The organism is Peribacillus sp. NPDC055009 (assembly GCF_053608705.1).
The window spans coordinates 103954-128941 of the sequence record NZ_JBSGVZ010000001.1 but is presented as its reverse complement, the minus strand read 5'-3'; the positions used below and the strand labels follow the sequence as shown (position 1 = coordinate 128941).

General features: G+C 37.2%; 21 protein-coding genes and 1 pseudogene. 5 read left to right on the top strand and 17 right to left on the bottom strand.

Annotated elements, in window-relative coordinates:
• Window positions 1–18 precede the first annotated feature (18 nt).
• Window positions 19–681: a methionine ABC transporter permease gene (locus ACWF5P_RS00640; protein WP_452444448.1), complete on the bottom strand. Its 663-nt coding sequence runs from the start codon at window positions 679–681 to the stop codon at window positions 19–21.
• Complete coding sequence (locus ACWF5P_RS00635) at window positions 674–1423, bottom strand: methionine ABC transporter ATP-binding protein (protein ID WP_452444447.1); 750 nt, start codon at window positions 1421–1423, stop codon at window positions 674–676. Before ACWF5P_RS00635 ends, ACWF5P_RS00640 begins: the two co-directional genes overlap by 8 nt.
• Window positions 1424–1721: 298 nt before the next feature.
• On the opposite strand from ACWF5P_RS00635, the gene ACWF5P_RS00630 reads away from it, so the two are divergent.
• On the top strand, window positions 1722–2543 hold the full coding sequence (locus tag ACWF5P_RS00630) for an alpha/beta hydrolase (protein WP_452444446.1): 822 nt from the start codon (window positions 1722–1724) through the stop codon (window positions 2541–2543).
• Between the two features lie 279 nt (window positions 2544–2822).
• Window positions 2823–4013 carry an MFS transporter gene (locus ACWF5P_RS00625; protein ID WP_452444445.1) on the top strand — a complete coding sequence of 397 codons (1191 nt, stop codon included), beginning with the start codon at window positions 2823–2825 and terminating at the stop codon, window positions 4011–4013.
• A gap of 198 nt (window positions 4014–4211) precedes the next feature.
• On the opposite strand, the gene ACWF5P_RS00620 is transcribed toward ACWF5P_RS00625, so the two are convergent.
• The 5 genes and pseudogenes from ACWF5P_RS00620 to ACWF5P_RS00600 form a co-directional block, all read right to left on the bottom strand.
• On the bottom strand, window positions 4212–4538 hold the full coding sequence (locus ACWF5P_RS00620) for a hypothetical protein (protein WP_452444444.1): 327 nt from the start codon (window positions 4536–4538) through the stop codon (window positions 4212–4214).
• Between the two features lie 292 nt (window positions 4539–4830).
• Complete coding sequence (locus tag ACWF5P_RS00615) at window positions 4831–5073, bottom strand: hypothetical protein (protein ID WP_452444443.1); 243 nt, start codon at window positions 5071–5073, stop codon at window positions 4831–4833.
• 423 nt (window positions 5074–5496) lie between these two features.
• Window positions 5497–5661 carry a hypothetical protein gene (locus ACWF5P_RS00610; RefSeq protein WP_452444442.1) on the bottom strand — a complete coding sequence of 55 codons (165 nt, stop codon included), beginning with the start codon at window positions 5659–5661 and terminating at the stop codon, window positions 5497–5499.
• Window positions 5662–5726: 65 nt separating this feature from the next.
• Window positions 5727–6096: pseudogene (locus ACWF5P_RS00605) on the bottom strand (IS1595 family transposase); the annotation flags it as partial.
• 31 nt (window positions 6097–6127) lie between these two features.
• The gene (locus tag ACWF5P_RS00600) at window positions 6128–6640 is read right to left on the bottom strand and encodes a helix-turn-helix domain-containing protein (RefSeq protein WP_452444441.1); all 513 of its coding nucleotides are present in this window, start codon (window positions 6638–6640) and stop codon (window positions 6128–6130) included.
• Between the two features lie 164 nt (window positions 6641–6804).
• Here ACWF5P_RS00600 and ACWF5P_RS00595 point away from each other — a divergent pair, with 164 nt between their 5' ends.
• Together ACWF5P_RS00595 and ACWF5P_RS00590 are read left to right on the top strand one after the other, a co-directional pair.
• Window positions 6805–8103 carry an MFS transporter gene (locus tag ACWF5P_RS00595; protein ID WP_452444440.1) on the top strand — a complete coding sequence of 433 codons (1299 nt, stop codon included), beginning with the start codon at window positions 6805–6807 and terminating at the stop codon, window positions 8101–8103.
• 33 nt (window positions 8104–8136) lie between these two features.
• Window positions 8137–9120 (top strand): ornithine cyclodeaminase family protein, encoded by a 984-nt coding sequence (locus ACWF5P_RS00590; RefSeq protein ID WP_434167758.1) that lies wholly within the window; start codon window positions 8137–8139, stop codon window positions 9118–9120.
• 562 nt (window positions 9121–9682) lie between these two features.
• Here ACWF5P_RS00590 and ACWF5P_RS00585 read toward each other — a convergent pair.
• From ACWF5P_RS00585 to ACWF5P_RS00570, 4 genes are all read right to left on the bottom strand, one after another.
• On the bottom strand, window positions 9683–10216 hold the full coding sequence (locus ACWF5P_RS00585) for a hypothetical protein (RefSeq protein ID WP_434167759.1): 534 nt from the start codon (window positions 10214–10216) through the stop codon (window positions 9683–9685).
• A gap of 377 nt (window positions 10217–10593) precedes the next feature.
• Window positions 10594–11289 (bottom strand): cell surface protein, encoded by a 696-nt coding sequence (locus ACWF5P_RS00580; RefSeq protein WP_434167760.1) that lies wholly within the window; start codon window positions 11287–11289, stop codon window positions 10594–10596.
• Window positions 11290–11585: 296 nt separating this feature from the next.
• A complete protein-coding gene (locus ACWF5P_RS00575) occupies window positions 11586–12044 on the bottom strand; it encodes an SRPBCC family protein (RefSeq protein ID WP_434167761.1) in 459 nt (152 codons plus the stop codon).
• Between the two features lie 689 nt (window positions 12045–12733).
• Entirely contained in the window at window positions 12734–14017 is a 1284-nt protein-coding gene (locus ACWF5P_RS00570; protein ID WP_452444439.1) for a hypothetical protein, read from the bottom strand.
• A gap of 820 nt (window positions 14018–14837) precedes the next feature.
• Here ACWF5P_RS00570 and ACWF5P_RS00565 point away from each other — a divergent pair.
• Window positions 14838–16106, top strand: coding sequence for an ATP-binding protein (locus ACWF5P_RS00565; protein ID WP_434167763.1), 1269 nt, complete (start codon window positions 14838–14840; stop codon window positions 16104–16106).
• A 494-nt stretch (window positions 16107–16600) separates the two neighbouring features.
• On the opposite strand, the gene ACWF5P_RS00560 is transcribed toward ACWF5P_RS00565, so the two are convergent.
• The 6 genes from ACWF5P_RS00560 to ACWF5P_RS00535 all read right to left on the bottom strand — a co-directional run bounded on the left by ACWF5P_RS00560 (window position 16601) and on the right by ACWF5P_RS00535 (window position 24392).
• A complete protein-coding gene (locus ACWF5P_RS00560) occupies window positions 16601–19771 on the bottom strand; it encodes an ATP-binding cassette domain-containing protein (protein WP_452444438.1) in 3171 nt (1056 codons plus the stop codon).
• A gap of 276 nt (window positions 19772–20047) precedes the next feature.
• A complete protein-coding gene (gene sspL, locus ACWF5P_RS00555) occupies window positions 20048–20179 on the bottom strand; it encodes a small, acid-soluble spore protein L (protein ID WP_061464729.1) in 132 nt (43 codons plus the stop codon).
• 133 nt (window positions 20180–20312) lie between these two features.
• Window positions 20313–21236, bottom strand: a complete 924-nt coding sequence (locus tag ACWF5P_RS00550) for a dihydrodipicolinate synthase family protein (RefSeq protein ID WP_452444437.1) — start codon at window positions 21234–21236, stop codon at window positions 20313–20315.
• A 22-nt stretch (window positions 21237–21258) separates the two neighbouring features.
• Window positions 21259–22044: an aldolase/citrate lyase family protein gene (locus tag ACWF5P_RS00545; protein ID WP_434167766.1), complete on the bottom strand. Its 786-nt coding sequence runs from the start codon at window positions 22042–22044 to the stop codon at window positions 21259–21261.
• Between the two features lie 255 nt (window positions 22045–22299).
• A complete protein-coding gene (locus ACWF5P_RS00540; RefSeq protein ID WP_434167767.1) occupies window positions 22300–22998 on the bottom strand; it encodes an FCD domain-containing protein in 699 nt (232 codons plus the stop codon).
• A gap of 98 nt (window positions 22999–23096) precedes the next feature.
• Window positions 23097–24392 (bottom strand): Nramp family divalent metal transporter, encoded by a 1296-nt coding sequence (locus ACWF5P_RS00535; protein ID WP_452444436.1) that lies wholly within the window; start codon window positions 24390–24392, stop codon window positions 23097–23099.
• Window positions 24393–24988: the final 596 nt, after the last annotated feature.

The window sequence follows — 24988 nt, the reverse complement described above, 5'->3', positions numbered from 1 at the left end:
GATGTTTCCCTCCATTATTTATCTTTTATCAATCATTCTGGCTACTGCTGTTCCAATGAATTGGATAAGCTGTACTAGAATAATCATAATGATAATCATATAAATCATTAGCTCTGTTTTAAACTGCTGATAGCCATACCTGATGGCAAAGTCGCCGATACCGCCGCCTCCGACCACTCCCATGATTGTTGAATAGGAAATAAAGCTGATAATCGATGTTGTTAGTCCAAGGACAAGCCCTGAACGAGCCTCCACGTAAAGAAATTTAAATATGACATCCTTTACAGAAGCCCCCATGGAAATGGCTGCCTCGATCACACCCTTTGGCACGTCCAATAAAGATTGCTCGACCAATCGCGAATAATGGGCAATGGCAATGATCGATAATGGAACGCAAGCAGCTGCTGTACCAATGGCTGTGCCGATAATGAGCCTTGTAAACGGGATTAAAAAAACAACCAATAATAAAAATGGGAATGAACGGATAATATTGACAAGTAAATTTAAAATCGAGAAAGCCCACGGATTTTCAAGCAAATGACCCTTCCTACAAAGAAATAGCAAGGTCCCGACAGGCAATCCAATCAAAATCGCAGCAAAAATGGACACACCAACCATCGTAATGGTTTCTCCAATTGACTGCCAAATTTCTGCCTCATATTGAACTAAAATCTCAGGCATGACCTAGCCCACCATTCTCTGCTAATTGTTCGATAAAGTATTCTGGACGATTATCCTTTTTTTGAATCCCATTTGGTTCGATTAAGACCGTGTCATAAATCTCTCCCTCTGCCATGATCGATACACGATTGCATATACTTTTAATGACATCCAGCTCATGACTAACAATGACAATCGTCACACCGAAGCGCTTGTTTATGTTCTGTAGCACATCTAATATTTCAGCCGTTGTATTTGGATCAAGGGAAGAGGTCGGTTCATCACATAACAACACTTGCGGGTTATTTGCCAATGCCCTCGCAATGGCAACACGTTGCTTTTGTCCCCCGCTTAATTGTGCAGGATATCTCTCCATCTCCTTCTCCAATCCGACAAATTGAAGACACTCAATAACACGGCTCCGACGTTCTCTCTTTGGATAATTTGCCAGCTCTAAAGAGGCTGCCACATTGTCATGAACCGTTTTATTTGCCACAAGATTAAAATGCTGAAAGATCATGCCAATCGACTTCCGTGCCCCTCGAAGTGCTTTATTGTTCAATGTTGTCAACCTTTGGCCGTTTACCTCCACGTCACCTGCATCTGGGGTCTCCAACAAATTCATTAGCCGCAGCAACGTTGATTTCCCTGCTCCACTTGCTCCGATTATTCCATGAATTTCACCTTTAGGTATTGTTAAAGTAACAGACTTAATTGCCTGAAACTGTGAAAATTTTTTACTCACTTGATCCAGGTTAATCATAAAATCCCACTTTCTATTTGTTGACAGGTAAGTATAGCGCTCCTCATTATAGTTTCATCAAAGAAACACAGCTGATAAATCATTTTATCAACTAATGAGGATCTAATGCAAAGACACAAATTAACAGTTAAAGACTTCCAACCCTATTATCATCCTTATGACTAGATTTTTCTATTAATCGGATTATTCCTTTCAAAATAATGGAGCGTACATTATAATTGATAATGGTTATCATTATCAAATGTTGTTTTCTAATCTTCAAAATACGAATATTCTTAAAGGACATGGAGGAAAATACATGATTCAGTACCTTGATGAGAAAATTGCCAACTATGAGGTATGTGTCATCTTACCCTCAAATTACGATCAAACCAAGAAATACCGAACGATCTATATGCATGATGCTGGAGAAACTGCCAAGCAAGCTGCAAACTATATCGATCATTTAATTCTTTCAGGTCAAATTGAGCCACTTATCGTTATTGGAATTGAACCAATTGATCGCAAAAATGACTATACGCCGTGGGATGCGCCATCACTTGCACCACATGCTCCTACCTTTGAAGGACAAGCACAGATTTATTTACATACTGTTGTAACCGAAATAAAGCCATATATAGATGCCCATTATGCTACGAATCCTGAACCTTCTCATACAGCTATTTCCGGCTGCTCATTAGGAGGGCTTGTTTCGATTTTCGCCTCCTATTATTATCCAGAGGTATTCCATCAATATATCTCATTATCGGCTTCCTTTTGGTACGAGGATGTTCTTCGCTATCTTCAAGGAGAAAAGATCGAACGGCAAGGAAATATCCATATCAAACCAACTGTGAAGCGTCAAGATCATCAGCTTTATTTATATGTCGGGGAATTAGAGGGAATTTATAAAAAAACGATACAAAAGCATATGGTTGGCTACACGAAGAAGGCCCACCTTGAATTTATCAAGGAAGGCTATTCGGAATCCAATCTATTATTTGCGTCTGATCCAGAAGGAACTCATGATGACCTATTCTTTACTAACTACTTCATTCAGTCCCTTCGTTGGTTATATGGCATGGAAACTAAAAACGAAACGCTGGATCGATTGCATTACAACAGCCCCCAAGAATGGTGATTTTCCTCCAGTCTTGGGGGCTGCTTTTTCAAAAGTCCTTATCTATTGGCGAATCGAAAGGCCCTACTCATAATGGTCGGCACTACAGAAGCATGATTTTCCTCCATCGCTACATACAGCTCAACTGCTAGTGAATGATTCAGCTACAAGCTTTTTAGCAAGAAATAACAAACGATAACTAAGCAAGGGTTTTCCTCGTAAAAATGTTTTGTGGTATGATAGTTAAATTGTTTATCTACCCTGTGACACATCTACATTCATCTAAGAAAAGAGGTATTTATGCACACCACAGAATTAACCAAGCGACATTGGTTGCTCATCTTAACACTTACTTTATTAACATTTGTTCTCGGGACAAGCGAATTTGTTATCGTCGGGATCCTAACCGATATTTCCTCGAGTCTCCATATCACAAATGCCAAAGCAGGCACACTCGTTTCTGCTTTTGCGCTTACGTTTGCCGTTGCCACACCGCTCGTGATGTCGGCAACGAGTCATTTTCCAAAGCGTAAATGGATGTTGTTTTTGATAGGTTCGTTCATCGTCCTGAATGCTTTGTGCGTGATTTCGACGAGCTACATCATGCTCCTTGCACTTCGGATGCTGACTGCGATTGTAACAGGCGTTTTAATTTCACTTGCCATGGTTGTTGCAAGTGAAACCATGCCGATCGCTAAACGCGGACTTGCTATATCATTCGTTTTCGGTGGCTTTACGCTTGCAAACGTGATTGGAGTACCGATAGGCACTGTCATCGCTGAATGGTACGACTGGAATGCATCCTTCCTGTTAACGACTTTTCTCGGAGCTATTGCGTTTCTGGCATCTTTCTTCGTTTTGCCTACTATGCAAAGTACAATTCGCAGTTCGATGCGTGATCAATTTTCTTTGTTAACACACCCGCGAATTTTAATGGCTTTTTTCATTCCATCTCTTGGATTTGGAGCAACGTATGCCGTTTATACGTATCTCGTTCCGATCCTGAAAGGAATGGAAGCACCAGGCAGTTCAATCAGTTTGATCTTGTTTGGCTACGGATTCATTTCCATTTTCAGCAACATCCTTGCTGGTAAAATTGCCAGCTACAATGCGATCGGACGCCTCCGGTTTGTTTTCCTTGTGCAGGCAATCGTTCTGATCAGTTTATATTGGACGACAAATCATTTTATCTTTGGATTGATTAACATTGGCCTGATGTCGTTAATGGCCATCCTTTTAACAACATCTACCCAGCTTTATTTGATAGACCTTGCCGGTATTTATCAACCAAAAGCTACAGGGCTAGCTGCTTCACTGATGCCAGTAGCAAGCAATGTCGGTATCGCCTTTGGTTCCGCACTGGGCGGAGTTGTTTACCATCAGGGAAATTTGCTGAATGTGACATGGGTCGGTGGGCTGGTTGCAATCTTTGCAAGTCTTCTAACATTCTTAAGTTATCGCTTGGACCAAAAACAAAAGAAAGCAGCATAAGAGAAAACTAAAAACGCATTGGTATGCTTCCTTTGGTTACCTCCAATAGAACAAAAATCTTTTCATGGCAAAATAAACATATCTTCAAATAAATGGAAGAAAGAAGTATCAAGAACGATAGTTGTTCTTTGATACTTCTTTTTTTAAAAGACTAGGTGCTAAAAACCAAGCGGACAATTGCAATTTAGGCCGCCTGAATTATATGCCCTTTTTTCCTAGAGTTACCGCCAATATAAGGAATATATAAGGATAAGTTAATAAGGTAAGCTCTAAAAACCCAAAACCTCCAAAAACTAACATTTCCGGAGCGTGCCCGTCTAAATAATATCCTTTTCCGGTCATATACAAGCCAACAAGAAGATATGTTGTTATAGATATTCCTATTAAAAAATATCCTATGATATTAAACTTAACTTTTGTAAAACTATCTACTAAAATACCTACATATAATAATCCAAGCAGCAGCACTAAAATAGGTATGTATACTGGCTCATAAAAAAAATCACTCATACTTTCAATTAGCATCTTATACCTCCTTCTAAAAATAACTTATACTGGATTACAATTCTTAATATGAGTACTGGCCGCCACGGTTCTAAATTCCAATAATTTTTATAAAGTGGAAGGTATGTATTCCGATGTTGGCCGTCCAAGTATTGACCCTGTACCCTTATTAAAATTACTTTTTTTTACAATTATGAGTATCCAAAAACACTGCCAATTAAAATGGCGGTGTCGTCTTCTTGATAACTTTATCGGTCCAACAACCAGGTAATGTCTGAGAAATATTTATAATAATTTTAATAACTTTTCACATTTATTTGTTTTTGTCTACACGCTTTTCTAATACGACCAAAGAAAAATAAATAAACAGAGTGGTTATTAAAATTATGAAGCCAGCTTGTGTGATATAAGAAAAATCCCATTCTTTTATTTCTTTCTCATCAAGTCCATTATAATTTTGAATTATATAGTTCGAAGTCTCATAATCCATAAAAACGCAACTAATAATTCCTCCAATTATAACTCCACCTAATAATGATAATAAAAACTTTTTCAATATGTTATCCCCCTGACCCTTAGTAAATATGAGTGAGAGTGAGACTGAAACTTAATTCATATTATCCAAAGTATCTATCTTCATCTCTAAAATTGTTCAAACTCTACTTCATACATGGTTCTCTTAAAAGGTATAAATACCTTCAAGTTCCTCGAATAACTCTATAGGCAACTCATCACTGTTTTTTCCTTTTCCCCCCATTTTTAATTTTCATTCCTATAATGGCATAATAACCATAAATACAGATTAAAAGATTCCAAAATTGAATTCAGGATTTTCAAATATGGAAAACTCCGCTTTCTTTCCGATAGGCTATGTTAAATCTTAATGTTGTTTTACCCCTCAAAAAAACCGCCCTTTGTAAAGGCGGTTAATTAAACTTTCGTTACCCGTTAGTGGCAATGAATCCCGAATCATTGTTTCCTAATCTTTCTCTAATGTAACAAGTGAATAAACTGCTCCACCACCACCTGCACCTGACATAGCACTCTGAGAGACAACCTTCCACCCCTCTTGCAAAAGTTGATTTAAATCACTTAAGTTATTCTTCTTATCGGTAATATAATAAACTACGATTGCCTTCTGCATAATACATCTCCCTCCAGAACTCAATATATCATATATAAAATTTCATATTTTTACCGATTAGTCCATCAATAAGAAGCCGTTCGTCGAAGTTTAATGTTTGTTTCATTTACAGTAAACAGACAAGAGGCGACCAACATATTTTTCTTATTCGACGTTGTGTTCCTATATTCCTTGCTGTCTAAGTAGCGAAACCAAGCCAAGTAATTTTGAAGATACTTGGTTGCTACGCCGTTGATGCGGTCAATTCAACGTTTGAGTCGGCTATGGTAGCTGTTCACGTTCTGAATGTGGTAAACGTCTTTCACACGCTGTTTCCCGTCGGACTTGAATCCGGTAATGGTCTAAACCTTTTGAATTGGCATAGGAACTGAATGCCCGCCATGAATCGGTACAAAGCACGTTTGAATCGGATAACTGACCGCCAATCGCTTCATCCTATTTCGTTAACTGGACATATACCGTGACGTTATTTCGACGACACCATCAAAAACCGGACAATTTGATCCGAGAAGTTAAACCAGTAATGGGCTTTTCTAGCATCGAACATGAACGACTGCTGTTCATGGAGTTCTATTCTTTCCCCCTCTATTTCCACTGTTAACTTCCCTTCGATAATGAATAAGAATTCATGTCCGCTATGAGAAAAAGCGCTTCCTTTATTCTCCCCTGGCTTTAACGTGACTAGAATAGGCGAAAAAACAGCATCACGAATGCCGCTGGATAAATTCTGATAATGAAATTGTTCATGATTGTAATCTGAATTTTCTTGGGAGCGGTCATCAGAAAAAAAGAAGCTTGGGCTGACATCTAATGTATCGGCGATTTTTTTTAATGACTCTAATGTGACGCTTGATTTTCCTCGTTCTACTTGTGATAAAAAGCTGATCGAAACGCCTGTTTGTTCAGCAAGGCACTTTAATGTTAGTTTTCGCTCTTTCCTCAATGACTTCATTTTTTCCCCGATTGAATCAAAAGGCATAGAGATGCCCCCTTTTTTTACATAGTATCTAGCTACATTATACAGTACAAATTTTGATGAATGTTCCGTCATTAATAAAATAATTGACAGAAAATTTAAAATTATTTACAATGAAGGAAATAATAAATTGAAGTGACACTTCAATTTTAATGGGGTGACTCAAGATGGAGAAGAAACAAATGCGGCGAATTTTAATTGCGAGTTTAGTCGGAAGTTCGATTGAGTGGTTTGACTATTTTTTATATGGAACCGTTGCAGCTCTCGTGTTTAACCAGCTATTCTTCGTGAATGAGGATCCGACAATAGGGCTGTTGCTTTCCTATGCATCCTTTGCGTTAGCATTCTTCATCCGCCCTTTTGGCGGAGTGATCTTTAGTCATATTGGCGATCGCATCGGGAGAAAGAAAACACTTGTTATAACACTTAGTTTAATGGGGGTCGCAACATTTGGGATGGGGCTTCTTCCTACGTATCAAGCCGTTGGTATTTGGGCGCCGATTTTATTAATCACGTTGCGCTTAGTTCAAGGTCTGGGAATTGGCGGTGAATGGGGAGGCGCGCTTTTATTGGCCGTTGAATATGCTCCCGCTGAAAAACGGGGCTTGTTCGGATCTATTCCCCAGATGGGTGTTACAATAGGAATGCTGCTTGGAACCGTTGCCTTATCTATTATGACACTGCTTCCTGAAAACGCATTCATGACTTGGGGATGGCGTATACCATTCATTTTTAGTGCTTTGCTTGTATTTTTTGGCCTATGGATTCGTAAAGGAATTGATGAAACTCCGTCTTTCAAAAAAGTAAAGGAATCCGGAGAAGTTCCAAAGCTGCCGATTGTAGAAACTCTTAAGAATTATTGGCGTGAAGTGCTTATCGCAGTGGGAGCCAAAGTGGTAGAAACAGCGCCATTTTATATTTTCAGCACATTTGTCGTATCATATGCTACTTCGAATCTCGGTTTCTCACGGACAGCTACATTGACTGCAGTCATGATTGCAACAATTATAACGACAATTTTAATACCATTCATGGGGATGTTATCCGATACAATTGGCCGTAAAAAGCTGTTTATAGGCGGAACGATTGGGATGGCACTGTTTGCATTCCCATACTTCTGGTTGCTGCAGCAAAAATCAGTACTCCTATTAATCATTGCAACAGTGATAGGTTTAGGGGTTATTTGGGCTCCCATCACTGCTGTTCTTGGAACGATGTTCTCGGAAATTTTTGATGCAAGGATTCGTTATACCGGCATCACGCTTGGTTATCAAATCGGAGCAGCTCTGGCAGGAGGAACAGCGCCGCTAGTTGCAACGGCTTTACTTAATAGGTTTAATAACTCCTATGTTCCTGTCGCCATCTATATTATTTTTGCATCTGTCCTGTCACTAGCAGCGATTTGGGCAGTTAAGGATCGCAGCAATCAGAAATTAGACGAAACGCATAATACTAGCGCCATGTAATCTATGGTTTTTTACTTCAAGGAGGTCAATTGAATGTTGGTTATAAATGAAAAGGAAATTCAACAATCATATGGAATGAAGGACGCAATATCGGATGTAAAGGCCGTATTACGTGCACACGGTGCTCAAAGTATAGACAACCCTCATCGCACGGTACTTGCTTTCCCTCAACACGAGGCATCGGCACTTTACATGCCAAGCGCTGATTTATCTGAAGAAGTTTCGGCGGTCAAAGTTGTTACCATTTTTCCAAAGAATCCTTCAAGGGGGATGGCCACAACACAAGGAGTCATCATGCTGTCAGATGCAGAAAATGGCGAACATTTAGCATTGTTGAATGCCTCCTATTTAACACGTCTCAGAACGGGGGCATTGAGCGGTATTGCCACGGACTTTCTTGCTCGTAAAGATGCCCGGGTTCTCACGATCATCGGAACGGGAGCTATGGGATTTGAACAAGCAATCGGTGTGTTAGCCGTAAGGGACATTGAACGCATTTTATTAGTGAATCGTACACGAGAGAAAGCGGATAAATTCGGAGAAAAGCTGCGCGCATTCGGAGTAACCGTTCCTTTTGAAGTTTTCGAGGATGTCTCAGCAGCTGTTCGTCAAGCAGATATCATTTGCTGTGCAACCCGCTCGAACGAGCCAGTATTCAATGGGCAGGATGTAAAGCCGGGCACACACATTAACGGGGTCGGGTCGTATTTGCCGGATATGAAAGAAGTGGATAATACCACCGTTTCACGCGCTGCTAAAATTATCGTCGACGATTTGGCGGGCGTGAAGGATGAAGCAGGAGAACTCATTTCTGCAGCCAATCAGGGAAATTGGTCGTTTAATGATATTCACGGTGAGCTCTATGAACTTGTTATGCTGACCAAAACAGGCAGGGAAAACGAAGAGGAAATTACCTTCTTTAAATCGGTCGGTGCTGCTTATTTTGACCTCGCTGTCGCAAAAGGTGTTTACCGCCAATCGAAAGAACGGAACATCGGGATGGAGATTGAGGTATAACAGAAAATCGTACATGTTGCGGTCTATTATTTGAGTTAAATTCAGAAGGAACTTATGATGACCTATTCTTTTCCAACTACTTCATTAAGTCGCTAAGCTGAATATTAATTATTGAAGTAGTTAGCAGTGAAGCTGTATGTAGCAATGGATGAAAATCATGCGTCTGTAGTGCCGACCACCATGATCAGTGCCATACCATTCGCCGATAAATAAAGACCTTTGTAAAAACCAGCCGCCGAGACTTGGTGAACATCACCATTCTTTGCGGCTATTTTAATGGTTAACGATCCATCGTTTCTATTTTTAATGCCAAATAACCGACGAATATAGTAGCTTTACATTTACTGGAACATTTCATCAGGTTATTCTATATTTATATGAATGAGGACACTTACCTGAACTAGTTATGATTGGAATAGTCCTTCTTGGCATGAAGAGTGTGCTAAAGAAATTTCTGAATAAAAATGACATTGGATGTAGTTACTAGTGGAGACCGAACAAAAACACACCCATAAAAGTACCTGGGTGTGTTTAACTATTTAATATACAGAATCTTTAATTACTAACTTACGCCAGAATCATTTCCAAGTATTTTATCTAATAATCCCATCTGACTAACTATTTCAATATCCTTTTTAAAATTTTGTAAACTAGCTTTATATTCATCGTATTCTAAATCTTTGGAGTAGCCAATACATAAGTTTAATATACTGTTTAGTTTTTCAGCAGAACCACTAATAAAATAGGTCGTGAGTATTTTATTATTTGTGCTTGCAAGTACTACAATTGTTGCCATGTCCAGTGCATATTCTATGTCTGTATCTGAAATCTTTCTATTCTTTTTCTTAAGGTATTTAAATTCATAGCTATTAATAGAATGAATTTTTCCTATGAGTAATTCTAGTATCGTTTTATTATAGATTAAATATACTCCTTTAATTAGCTTCATTTCTGGAGCATAAGGATCAGCCAGTATATATTTTATACGTTCATCTTCTTTAGGAATCTCTATTCCGTCTAAATCATGCTCTAATATGTAAGCTACTTCCTCAATTCTTTTAGGAGGGAATAAATTTGCGAAGCCGTTTTTTTCCATAGAATACCTCCTTTATAAATTAATTTGATAAATCACCAGAGCTTACCTCCTCCGTAGAATGAGTGGGTACCATATTCATGAGGATGATAATGTGCAAATGTACGTTTTCCTTTACCAGCAGTATGTGCTGAATCAAATCTATATTGTCCAGTTGGTGAAGCACCTTTTGCTATACTGAGTGCATTTGATGAGCCAATACTCCAAGTATCTAATCCACTTTTTAATCTTGAAATTGCTTTCGATCTAGATCTACCTGGACCAACCCATAGCCCCTTAGAGTTTGAAGTTCTCATTGCTTCATAATGCACATACCTCTTATTTTAATGTTATCATTAACTACCTTACCTGCTACCCTTAATGCACCTGCTTTTCAATTTTTATTGCTCTTTATCAAATTCAGATTCTGAACGGTCTCTATCTGTAGGTATTTCATTTTCATATGCATTTTCATACTCAGAAACTACCTCTGTGGCTTCCTCGTTCAAAGAAGCTTTACCTTTTTCCATTTTTTCACTAGTCACATCTTGCTTAATACCTTCAACGTATTCATTCGAATTTGGACCTGATACTAATAATGAACCATCATCTTGTGCATACGCTAAAAACACATATGATTTTCCTTCTTCCGGTAATGTATCATCTTCATACAAAACAACAGAAGAGCCATCTTCATTTATCCCTCCAGCCTTTTGAATAGGTATGGAAGTATCTGTAACTAAATCACCCTTTATATTTTGCAGGACAGTAACTTGGTAATTTGTATACGGTGTTGAAACCTCTTTAGCACCGTCACTAGTTTTAATTGTTACAGGATCTTTGTATAGAGTGTCAACATCTTCATCGACTCTGCCTATAAAAACGTAATCTGCATCGCCTACAGTTTCTTTTGGATCATCCACATTTATAACAAAAGTACCATCCATTTGAATTACCTTTAGATTTTTTTTATCCTCCGAACTTACATTGCTTACATCTTTCTTGGAATTAGAACAAGCTGAAACTATCAAAGAAAGACTAAATATAAATAATAGCGAAGCTATCAACTGAACCTTTTTCTTACCCATCGTTTTCATTCCTATTCTTCCTGTTAGTATTTCTTATAAGCAGCGGTATAAGACGCTTTATCATAATGCTATAATAACCAAAAATTCAGATTGAAATATCCCAAAATTGAATTCAGGATTTTCACATATGGAATCTTTTCTGTGACCCTCTCACGTTATACCTTTCTTGCCACAAATAAAAGAACCTGACAGTACCAAGGGTTGAAAGATTAATTCACGACAAATAAAAAAGAATCCACCTTGAATAAAGATGGATTCTTTTAATATCTGCGTTGCTGTGTCGATCTTGGATTAACTTAATAAATTCATGATCCACTTGTTTCTGCTTCAGCTACCTTTTTGACACGATCTAAAAATTCAACGACCACTTTATCGGTGGCAAATACTAAAAGTAATTTCAAAAACCACTTTAATGGGCGACTGGTGACTGTATATGTAAAGGAAGTTCTATTGTCATTGATTTTATTTAGTTCATATAAAGCGGTAATATCAAACATTTTTGCAAGTATAAATCCTACTTTAAGCTTTTTCTCATTTGTCTCATTCAAATATTCCAATGTTTCTATATCATACTCTTCTGTTCGTTTCCCTTCTCTATATGTTTGACGATATACGCTTCCAACCACTTCTTCCGTTATTTTAACCGGCTTTTGTTCAACTACTTGAGGCATGATTTTTTGCATATTTTCTACAGAACCATCAAGAAACTTCCATACCTGTTCAATTGGGGCATTTATTTCTATTTCTTTTGTCCATTTTTTCAATGAAAATCACCTCTGCCTCTATTATATTTCCTTTATTATGTAAAACCAAATTTTCAACTGATAAATCCTTACTTGATGTTCCTGAAACATCGACGAATTGGTTGGCTTAAATCTTACTCATATAATATTAATAAAGCAAAAGAAGCAAGTATCGAAAGACTGCTCTAGGCTGACTCTTCAAATAGTATACTACATCATTAACAAACCCTCTTACTATTCCTTTTGCATTGAACTATTGATTTATTGAGATGCGGGAATAGGTAAATCACATTTATTAACTGATAACGCTAAAAGATTGCAGGAAGCGGGTCATAGTGTTTTCTTTTGCGAAGTACGCATACGCTGCTTTAGAACAGATAATGGACAGGTTGAGCTATTCAGATGGCCAAATTACTCTTTGGTTACCCCATGTATTCTCTGCCTATCATTATTGGAAGGCTTATTTAATTCATATAAGTAACTTTTTAAGTAGTTTTCTACCCTTTTTTGCTGCACAATAAGGACATTCTATTAGTTAATTCACGCGTGCCAAATTATTAACCGGAGCTTCCGTACGCCTTTCTCTTAAATCAACCAATTTTTTTTGTTGCCTTATTGTTCCCACGAGGAGTTGACATTCAAACCGCCCCCTTTTCGCACATTAGAATTTCTTCAAATCGTTTCAACTTTCACTTAAACACTTTGCTTATTTACTCCTTACCAGTAAAAAGTCTTATTCCTCTTCCTACTTTGTCTGAATCCATATGAAGTATTTTATTACTTACTTCAATATATCTATAAAAGGCGTATAGAAGTTCTAACCCATCAATAATATTCATATTCAACTTATACTGATTAAAAGCATATTCTTCACTTAGCCTTTTTTCATCTATTTTCATAACTTGTCGATTTTGATTTACATTAGACATTTTGTTAAATCCTTTTTTTGTAAACAATACTCTCTCGTAATACTCTAATTGATTTAATCTAGTAATATTTATAAATCTTCTTAACTCAAATTTATAATTTGTGTACCAGATACCAAACATTCTATTCTCTGATTTATTTATTGCTTCAAGTTTTTTAATCAAATCATTTAATTCAGTAATATCATCAAATAAAAAATCAAAGTCTATGCTTCTTAAACTTTCAGTCCTTTTTTGGTTCTCAAGTGTTTTATACTTTTTTAATGTCCAAGACTCATAAATAGACTCATAACAATTCAAAGCATATTCTAGATTCTTTGACCCTTTTAAGATGATATCAAGCACAGGTTTTTCTAATTCTCTAAATAATTGGATAACATCTTCTAATTTCTTTTTATTTGCTTGAGCAATTGCCCTTCTTGTAACACCATAGCGACTCACAAAATACAATAAAAAAATTAATAAAACAACAACAACAACTGCGGATAATTTCGAAGAGTTACTCCATAATAAAAAAAACAAATTGTCCCATTGGTCTTTTATCGATTCTAAGCCACCATATATAATAGAGTAATTAAATGTTAAAAGTGTCAATAGAGCCGCTAATATGGAATAAGTAGATTTAAACAAATTGAAAAAGAATTTTAACCAATCAGTAAATATGGGGGCAGTAAGATCGTCAATAAGTTTGGGCTTACTTCTAATTGAAATTTGGATGATTCCTAGTCTAAGATAATAATAAATCTTTTGAAAACCATAATAAAATCTTATTAACTTTATAAGTATCCATTTTTTCCTGATAAATCGTTCTGTTAATTCGGTATATAGAGAATATACAACATTAGAGAGCCTTAAGATCACAAAGTCCCACAAAGTAGCAATCATAAAAATTTCAATAAAATATATGGCATACAGCCCAACCCTTTTCTCTGACCAGTGCATGTTGGAATTAAACTCCAAAATCATAGAAACAAATTCTGTGGGAGAATGAATAACAAGCATCCAAATCAAAATAAATAAGGGTAAACAAATTACAAATAGGTCAAATATTCGCTCTATTTTTCTCATAAACTTTTTGGCATCCTCTCTATTTAAAAAGATTTCGTTAATTTCTTACTTCCCCCAAAAAATAAAACCCTAAAACAAACAAAACAAGTTTTAAACCCTTTAAAATATTAGTATTTATCGTTTTAATAACTGAAGTTATTCTTTTACAAAGTTCGTATTTAAATCGTAAATCCCAGGAAGCTTGAGGCCATGATGACTGCTAATTTCTTAGGTAGTGATTCGTTAAAGTAGTAGGATTTAATTTAGATGTGTAATTTTCTGAACTGTCATTTTAGCTCCTAGTGGACTTTCCATCCAATTTTATAAATTCGTTAGAAAGTAAATCCTTAATAATTATGTCAAGCACTGTTCTAGAAAATTTTACCTTTAAAGAAGCTTCGATTCACTTCTGTTCTAGTCATTCCCCCTTTCCTTCTTCTATTAAATTTTCCAAAATTTGCTCAAACTGTTATTTGGATAATTTATAAGTTTTTTTCTTTCTTCACTTTCACTACCTCTTAATGCTTATGCTTATACGATGTTTAATGTTTTAACCTTTATGAAGTAACAGCAATTATAACATTTCAAGAATGTTGAAATTCAATATTTATAATAACCTTTTTAGCCCAATTACAAAGTCACATTATTCACTTCATCCATCCCTATATAACAATCTAACGACAAACTTTATTAATAAATTCATTTTTCCTAAAAAGGCGTACTTAATGATCATTATTTTGAATTTAAATGTCGTTCTGTAAATAAATTACTTATTAAGATTCTCTTTTTTGGTGTTATTCTTGTATAATAAACCAAACGGTTACTTTTTCAGGAGAATCCTATGAATTTTATTTATATCAATCAAAACATATTAGATAATCTTTTTTATATATTAGTAAGTATTCTGATTTATTACATTTTATTAGATCATGGCAAAAGGTTAAGTCAGTATGTCAGGACCCTTATCACTGCATGCATGAGCATCCCTATTATTTTATGTATGAAGTTTCCTATTTATATCGATGAATATTGTGTCCACGATCTCAGGCAAATTCCTTTTATAATAGGGACCCTTTATGGTGGTTGGCCTGTAGGGGCTGCTCTGTTAGTCATCATATTAACTTTTAGGTTTGCTTTTTATGGCTTTAATTTACTTACGTTAATTGTATATATCGTAATCTTTATTATAACGGCTCTATTTTCTTCCAAATTCAAAAATTTCAATCGAAAAAATAAGCTTAATAGCTCGATACTATTAATTTTGTTTCTTGGAATACTAACGAGCTTCATTTCACTCGCTATGTCTGATTATTTTCAAATAACGGAGGCGTATGTATTTTACTTTATCATCCTCCCTCCTTTCATTATTGGTTTAGCTGTTTATATCATGGAAATTTTAAAGGATGCCATTTTAATCCGGACACAAATGATAAGGCTTGAAAAAATGGAGGTAGTCAGTCAGCTTGCAGCCAGCATTTCACATGAGGTTAGAAATCCTTTAACGGTTGTGAAAGGATTTGTTCAACTGCTAAAGACTCCTGATCTGACTCAGGAAGTAAAAGAACAATATATAGAGCATGTTGTCAGGGAGCTTAATAGTGCAGAATCCATAATTAGTGAATACTTAGCATTTGCAAAACCTGCACTTGAGAAAGTGGATAATATTTCAATTAACCGTGAAATAGGGTATGTAATTGAAATGATCAAACCATTGGCTAGCATGAATTTAGTTACTATATCTGAACAGTTGGCTCCAGGCATTACTAGGGGGAATATTCAACATTTCAAGCAATGCTTCCTAAACCTCATCAAGAATGGTATAGAGGCAATGCCAAACGGCGGGGAACTTAATATTGTTTCTTATGTAAATAATTTCGATATCATTATCGAAATCAGTGACAATGGAGTGGGAATGAACAAGGAGCAAATAAATCGTTTTGGCGAGCCTTATTACAGTTCCAAAGAAAAAGGGACTGGGTTGGGATCAATGGTGGCTGTCAAGACCATCCAAACGATGAATGGTACACTTCATATAACTAGCGCTTTGAATAGGGGAACAACGATTTCAATAACACTTCCCGTTTATCATGAAGATTATTCTGCAAAATAACTCTCATATAAAAAAAGTCCGCCATTTACGGCGGACTTTTAGTTTGTCTAAGGTTTTTTAGGTTTTTAATATTTGACCGTTGATTTCCACTCCAGGCACTCGCTTTCCGCGGGCGGTCCGGGAGCCTCCTCGGCGCCTTTGCGCCTGCGGGGTCTCCCTTGGACACGCTTTTCCCGCAGGAGTCTCGCACACCCGCTCCTATCAACTTTGTTTTAAATCACTTTCCGCCGACTGTCTGCACTGTTTTGGGTCAATGACGCAGTTTATCAACCTAAACCACACACTTTTCGTCCGTTCACGCACATTATTCGACCTAAACCACATAGTATCCGACCGTTCACGCTCAGTATTCGACCTACCCCGCTTAGTATTCGACCTACCCTGCACTATATTCGACCGCTTGCGAATTTTTTTCGACCTTCACCTCACTATTAGACTCTTAGCCCCTTATGTCCGCAAAATAAAAGTCCGCCATTATCAGCGGACTTTTTGCTTTATTTTTTCTGGTCAAGGCATTGATAAACCGCCATCATGTCTCGTTTGTTCAATTCACGAATCCGGGCGAAAATGGGGATATCTGCAACGGCCTCGGTACGTTCACTTTCAGCCACGACATCCTTTACTTTCCCTGTCAGCCAGGTTTGTACTTCGATGCTTTCGACGATTTCTTTACGACCTTCATCATCGATGCCACTGGCATGACAGCTCACACAAGGGATCGTTAATTTATACACACCGTCATGGATGTTGTCTTCTGAAATGACTTTCTTGCCATTACAGAATGGGCATTTATGACTTGCTTTAATTTTATTGATTTGGGTAACGATTTTTTTGTAGCCGAATGCTTCATAGACATAGGTTAGTTTTTTGTATTTGCCATTGGTGAAATATTTATCAATAATGGTTTCTCTTGTTTCGTTAATATTGGCAAAGTCACAGATGGTGATCTGGTTTTTGCTGCTGATTGCTTCGATATTGCCTTTAATGCTGTCCCAGAATGGCTGGGTATTTTGTAAAACCACTTCATAGCCGACAAAGCTTGCTAGTTCGAGCTCAAGCATTTTCAATGCCGCTTTTGTTTCACGTGGAAGGAATGAGACATCATCAGTGAGTGCGATATCGCCGCCCACAATCGCTTTTAGTTTTTCCAGTTCCGGCAGCTTTCCTACAATTTTGATGACTTGATCAATTGGCTGTTGGATGAGCTCGCGAATGTCCGTATCACCAAAAATCAGCTTTTTATGATGTTTGAGAACCGTTCCTTGACAGACTGGACAGTCGATCATCTCTTTTGTTTCTTTCATCTGCTCTTTAATGATTGATTTCGATACGAAGATATAACGCCCTATGATGAAATTGAATCCTTCCCAAATTCGCGATGCCTTGCCCGCTTTATCGTAAAAGGACTTTTCCCAATACCCATATAAGAAGGTATGCTTTTCGGCATCTGTCATCTCATTATAGCTTTTACTAATGTCGTGACCGAGTTCATTCTTGATCTCATCAAACAGGAATTGCAGTTTTGAATGCTGATAATATTTTAATACCTCCATCACGTCCGGATGTAATAAACCATCCCAGAATGTCACGTTTTTGTCTTGTATGACTACATCGAAATCGAATTTTTCAATGACCCGGCGTCCCGAACAGCTCGGACAATGATTTTCTGCAGAATAGAAATCAAAGCTTCTTGTATCCTTATTGGTCGGATGTGCAGCCACTATATGGTTGATCATTCCGCCCAATTCATAAAGAAACGTATATTGACTGTACAAGTGCCGTTCAAGGTCAATGGCGATGACAGGTGCAATCGTGTCTGACTCGTACTCCCCATAAATCACACGAGCGATTGGTGATAAGCTTTTTAAAATGCCGCCCTTATAGACGTTCTCAGCCTTTTTGAAATAGTCCAGATGATTTTCCTGTAAATAATTGATGCCATTTTTTGACCGAAGTGTGGAAGAGATTTGCAATGGCTCCACTTGATCGTCACTGTTTTTGTGACGATAATAATCATCATGACTGACAACGTCAAGATGCTGGACAGGCGTTAGCTGTCTTTTACCAAAATCAACGATATAATCCGAGCTTTCCAGCATATAGGCATTATGTTCAATCATGATGATGGAGACGGATTCATCATCTAGAATGACTCTGACACTATCAATGAATTGGTTTAAAATATTTTGCGATAACCCTTTTGAAGGCTCGTCAAAAATGAACAGCGTATGCGGATTTCTTGTCTTCGCAAACAGCTCGGAAACTAAGTGGACACATTGAAATTCACCCGTCGATAGTGTTTGTGTTTTTCTTTCTAACGTCAAATAACCAAGCCCAAGTTTGATCAATAAGCTCAAGCGTTTATGAGCGATGTCTTCTTTTGGCAATTCTTCAATGATATCTTCGATCGAACGCTGAAAAATATCATCAATTTCATCACTGTATTTGGTTAGTTTCTTTTTAATATCAAGAAACGTCGCAACGGTTGAACGACTTGTAATCGATTTGTTTCGATCCTGCCCGACCATGACCAGCTTATCCTTTGGATACCGCTTATGAAAATCTATAGAGATACATTCATTGACTAGTGTAGATTTACCGCAGCCTGACTCACCCGTAAAGGTAACGAGTCTATTCTTGGGAATCCGGATTTCTTCCATTTGAATATTACGGCAGTAAAGATCCTGAAATTGATAGTATTCCGTTGGTGCTGCTTCATTTCGCTTCCAGCTGATTGGTTTGGGCCGCGGTGATTCCTCAACGATTTTCCCGCCATATTTTCCGCTGCCGGGTCCAAAGAACAATTGGTCATCAGTGCTATCCAGCACCGTATCTGAATGATCAATGAGCCAAATTTGATTTTTATAACCTAATTGCTTAATCTGTTCCAAAATTTTCAAAAGGGTTTGATGATCAAGACCGACGGAGATTTCATCGATGATGATCACGGTATTTTCACTTGTTGCCATGAATTCGGCCAAATAAAGCCGGGTTAATTCTCCCCCAGACACTGTCCCCATAATACGATTCAAGCCTAAATAACCAATATTCATATTGATTATATTTTGGAGAATATGCTGTTTAGCTTCACTAATATGTAAGGTCTCTGAGAGTGAAAGGATCGTTTCGATGCTTAAGTTGTTAATATCGGAAATAGTATGCGGGCGATCTAATAATTCAATCGTATATTGCTCGACTTCTGGATTGTAGCGCTTCCCCTCACACTTTGGACATTCGACATTTTTCGTCGTACCGCGTCCTTTACAAGTGGGGCACCAGCCTAAAGCATTATTAAATGAAAAAACTTCCGGAGAAAGATTGAATTTTTCTGCAAGACAAACACGAATCTCTTTAAACACACCAGTATGTGTGCCAATGGTCGAACGGGGATTGGCTGAAATGGATGATTTGCCGAGAAAAAGGACCAGCGGCATTTCCTCCATCTTGATGGCACTGAAGTTGGTTTCCATAATATTAGGAAATAAATACTGATATTCAGACTTGGGCAATAAGGAAACGAGACGCTTCTTGGATTCTTCACCAATGGTTTGACAAAAAGTCGTCTTCCCGGAACCTGATAATCCAGCAATTCCTAATGATTGGTCGTCTGGCAGTGATGAATCTAAATGGTTTATATTGTTCGCTATTAATCGATTTATTTTCATATGTAACTCCTCTCCATTTTTTAAGCTCAGTCTTTCATATTAGCATAGCGGTATATGTATTTGGTATTTTTTTAACGGTAACCACATCCTTCTATTCTTTCACATTCCACTTCTTCAAAAACGTATGATTCATCGACAAAAAACGAGGAGTGATACGAAATAGGGTTGGATATTCAATCATCTGCAGATTGAGCCTTCTTTTAGATTATAAAAGCCCCTCTCCATTAAGAGAAGGGCATTCTTTATAAAGTATGACCATAATTTTGACCAATACGCTTATTTTGTATTGGACTTTTTTGCCTTGTTTTCAAGCTCGCTTTTTGGCTCTGTGGAGAATTCCACATCTTTTCCATGTCCCTGCGGGTTAACACTTGGTGCGATGCGACCTCTTCCTGTCTTTTTACTCATTTCCTTCACCTCCAAGTATATTATGTCCGAACTGTTATAAATTAAAAACGAGGTCGTTTCCTTCTATAAACTTGTCAACAAGGCAGGCAAATGAATAAAAAATTGAGTTTAGCCAAATTCACCAGGATGTAACTTAAAAGTGTACACTTTCAAAAGGTAAATTCCATGATTTAAGAATGTTGTATATTTCTTTTTGGTCCGGCTCACCTAAAGGAGAAACGGGCTCCCTAGTTACACCGGCAGTTAGACCCAATTGTTCCATAGCTTCTTTAATCACAACGACATTATTGCCGTTGTTATATTTTGCTCTAAGATCCTCAAATGGCAATATCTCATGCCAGGCTTTCCACACTATTTCCTTGTTGCCTTGACGCAATGCTGTTAATAATTCAAATGATTTTGCCGGATATAGATTCACCAGTCCAGAAGTAAATCCAACTGCACCAGCATGAAAGAAAAATGGAGCCCACTTTTCTGCTGTACCGCAAATCCAAGCTAGATTGTGCTCTTTAGGTATATCTGAAACAATTTTTGCAAATCTCGGTAAATCATTAATAGCGTATTTGACTCCAACAAGTTTCTCCAAAGATGATAATTCTTTTAGGACATTATCACTCAGGTTTGGATCTTTAAAATAGATTATAGATGGGATATCCAGTGCATCAATGATTTTTTTAAAATATTGTACTGCACCTTTTTCTGTAATGTACGGGTGAATCGGTTGATGGATCATAACGCAATCAGCACCGGCTTTTTGAGCTTCAATTCCCAGGTCTATCGCAATGTCCGCAGCGTAACCGACACCTGCTACAACAGTCGCCCTTCCATCTACCAGGCGGACAACCTCTTTTGTTATGTCTTTTGCTTCCTCTAGGGTCAAAGCATAGAACTCACCAGTGTTCCCATTTGGTACAATCACTTCGCTTCCGTGCTTGAGCAGAAATTGAATATTCTCCTCCAACCCTTTCCAATTAATCGCCTTTGTTTCCTTTTCAAACGGTACAATATTAATTGCAGTAATGGTTGAAAGCTTTTCACTGAAAGTTGAATAACTCATTGATTTCCTCTCCCCTTTTTTATTATGATTCTAAAGCTGTTTCACTTTTTGCATCTTTTATATAATCCTTAAAAGACTGGTTAATCAAAGATGTCACTGTAAGGCCTACATAATCTGCACCCCAGTCTTTTCGGCTTTTTGCACCAGCTTTATCTTTTGAATGTATCCCAACTCTCACTCCATACTTTTTGGCAGTTTCGTAAATTCTATCAATACTTTTTAAAACTTCTTGATGATCAATCCTGCCCCCAAAACCTAAGGAAACTGATAAATCAGTAGGGCCGATATAAACCATATCAATTCCTTCAACACTTAAAATCTCTTCAAGGTTTTCCATTGATTTTCTAGATTCAATATGAATGCAAACTAAACTTTGTTGATTAGCGTGTTCTAAGTATTCATGAATCGGCACTGTGCCATACTTAGCTGACCTCATTGAAAATGCTGCTCCCCTTGTCCCCCTTGGAGGGTATTTCACTGCCTCAACGATTTTTTCAGCCTGTTCCTTCTCGTCAACCTGGGGAACGTGAACTCCATGGGCTCCTCTATCCATCACTTTTAGAATCTCACTAGGATTGCTTGAGCCAACTCGAACCAAAGGCGTCACTCCTGCATTCTCTGATGCAATTACCATATGCTCGATATTTTCAGCCGAAAGCATCCCATGCTCATTATCAATGACAACAACATCAAATCCGTTATATCCGGCCATTTCAACCAATTGTGTACTTGGAAAACCAATAAATATTCCAAATACCGTTTCCTGTTGATCTGTATAGAACGAAGATTTCAATTTGTTGTTAAACACAAAACCCATCTCCCCTTTGGATTTTTATTATGAAATATTTAGCTGTCGTTAAAAAGTGATATCTGATATTTGATATATCATAAATTAGTACAGAGTTTTACCTATACCGATAAAATTCACTATCAACCTTTGATACAAACTAAATGAACTAGATAACTGAACCGGCTTAATAACATAAACGCCATCTTAATGAAACATAAAAGAGAGAGATGGCGTAAAATTTCAAGATACCTTTTTCTCCAAAATTAGGGGACTTTACTTGCTGCTGTTTTTGTTTAAGGTAAAAGTTGTAGAACGGTTAATGTGATTGCGCATGGCATCCTCTGCACCTACCTCATCCTGTGATTTTATCTTCTCAAAAATGAAATAATGGTCATTAAAAGCCCTTTCGTGTTCCTCCTTATGAGACATTGCTTTCTCTCTAAAAAACTTGTCAAAGGAGCATACTGCTTCTATTTGATTAGAAATATAAGTATTCTTTGCTGTTTGTTGGATGAAATCATGGAATTCACTATTATACTTTTTCAGCATTTCGCTATTTTTTTCCTTTGTGTATGCTTCCATCTCTTTTAGGATAGATTCAAGCTTTTCTAATTCCTCTTGTGTTCTTTTCTTTGCAGCCAACCGTGCCGCAACTCCCTCCAGTGCTGCCCTAGCCCATCTTATTTCTTCCACTGAGCTCATGACACTTTCGGAAACAAATGAACCCTTTCTTGCCTGTGTGACAACTAATCCATCTTTTTCAAGCTGTCTCAAAGCCTCTTTGACCGGTGTAGTGCTTACATTAAACTCTTTGGCCAGTTCCCTCTCTCTTAGATGTGTTCCAGGCTCATATCTTTTGTTCAATATTGCTTCTTTAAGCTCCTCATAAATCAACTCTCGTACAGACCGTGATTGCATACTTATTCTTGTTATAATATCGTCGCTCATTCTGTTTATTCTCCTTCTGAACATTGTTAAATCCATTATAGCATTTGGTTAAAATAGATTAACAATTTATTCCTGATGCATGTACACCTTGGGCTCCGTGACATAAATACACTTTTAGCAAATTAAGAGAAGAAGCTTAAGAGAAGTTGGTATGATCCCCAAATCGCTAATAATGTAGTCCCTACTAGCATGATGTTTTCAAACCAGTTGTTCGTATATTTGCCCAAATATTTTTTCTGATTAGAAATGATTAGAAGACCTACCGCAATTGCTGGTAAACCTACTACATTCAGTGCATTCGTAAAAAGAGTCAGGGCCACAAATCCAGTAGTCCCAGGTATAGACCAGATAATTGGTGAAATTAGGAGAAATAAACTAATCCATTTAAATTTGTTGTCTCCCTCTATTTTCTGTTCTTTAGTCAATACCTTATTCGTCACCTTGTAATAACAATCCGTAATCACCTTGGCATAGCCATTCGCTGTTCCAATTACACTGCTATAAAGGATAGCAAAAACACCTAAGTAAAAAACCCAGGATCCCAAATCACCCATGTATATGGATAAAGCACGGGATATATCATCTATGTCCTTGATTTGGATTTGATTTGGACGGAGGATTTCAGCTCCAACTATCCATATGGCTAAAGTAAGGCTAATGGCCGCAATAAACCCGAATAACAAATCATTACGTTGAATCCGTTTATGAACTGGTTTCGTCCAGCCTTTATCCTGTAAAAAATAAGGGTAAATCAAATTGGTAAGAGAACCTGCTACTGCGCCCACCAATGAAACACCTACCAAAATAACGCTATATGCACCTGTATCCTCTGGCAGACCAAAACCAACCGTCCCCTTAAGAATACTCCCAACATCAGGTCCGCTATATACGGCCAATCCTATAAAACATATTGTTAAAACAGCCAATAAACCTTTCATGACCAGTTCTAATTTTTTATAAGCATTACTTCCCGCAATGAACAAGCTAACTAAAACAACAATAACTGACCAAATGAAATCGTTGCCAATTCCAAACATCCAATTGAGGGCTATTCCTGAACCTTTAATCATTTGCGCTATAATTAAATGCCCTATTACCAGGGAGGCGATTCCAAAGAAGAAAGGGAAAAATTTATGGAGGCGTGCATATCCTTCTAAAATAGTCATTCCTTGATTATTGTATATCTGGTACCGCCCCATAATATTACAAATGACAAACCGAATTAAGAGAGATAATACAAGAAGCCACATTAAATTATAGCCAAAGCTAGCACCAGATACAGAGGCAGTGATTAGGTCACCCGCTCCCATCATGGTAAGAATCATAATAATTCCCGGACCATATTCCTTTACACTATTCCATATCTTTTGTAAAAAGGTCTTATTCGATTGGATATCAAGTTCTTTTTGAATCTCCATTCTCCCATCCCCCAATTATAATGTTTTTCAAATTATTCAATTATGAAAAAGCATTTACATACATCTCACGCGACTGGGTTTCTCCTAAAACAATACAGACCATGTTGAATTAACATTTTATTGTCCTTAAAAGATGGAAGACAAAAAGAGTCATTGGTTCTCCCTGTTAATGATCCCTCCCTTTTTTATAGAAAGCGCTTTCATTTAGTTTTGACATATGATGTTTTATATATGAGATATGATATATCAGTTTAATGAATCAGTCAATCTGTTTTTACATTATTTTGAATTTACATAAAATAATTTCCTGATGCCAATGTATAATCAAATTTGAATGTTTTATCATTGCAATCAGTCTTATAAAGATTACCCCAATAAAAAACCTGCATAGAATTAAATTCTACACAGATTTCAAAATGCTGTTTTCCATATTTCGACTATGGAAATTGCATAACCATGAACTCATAATCTATCCTGCAATAACCCTTAATACCCTATTATGTTGGAGTGATCTACTTAAAATTACGCGTGTAATTAAATGTGTCTTTGTTTTGAGGAACATCAGGATCTTTTTTCCCGGCAGGCTGTACTGCTCT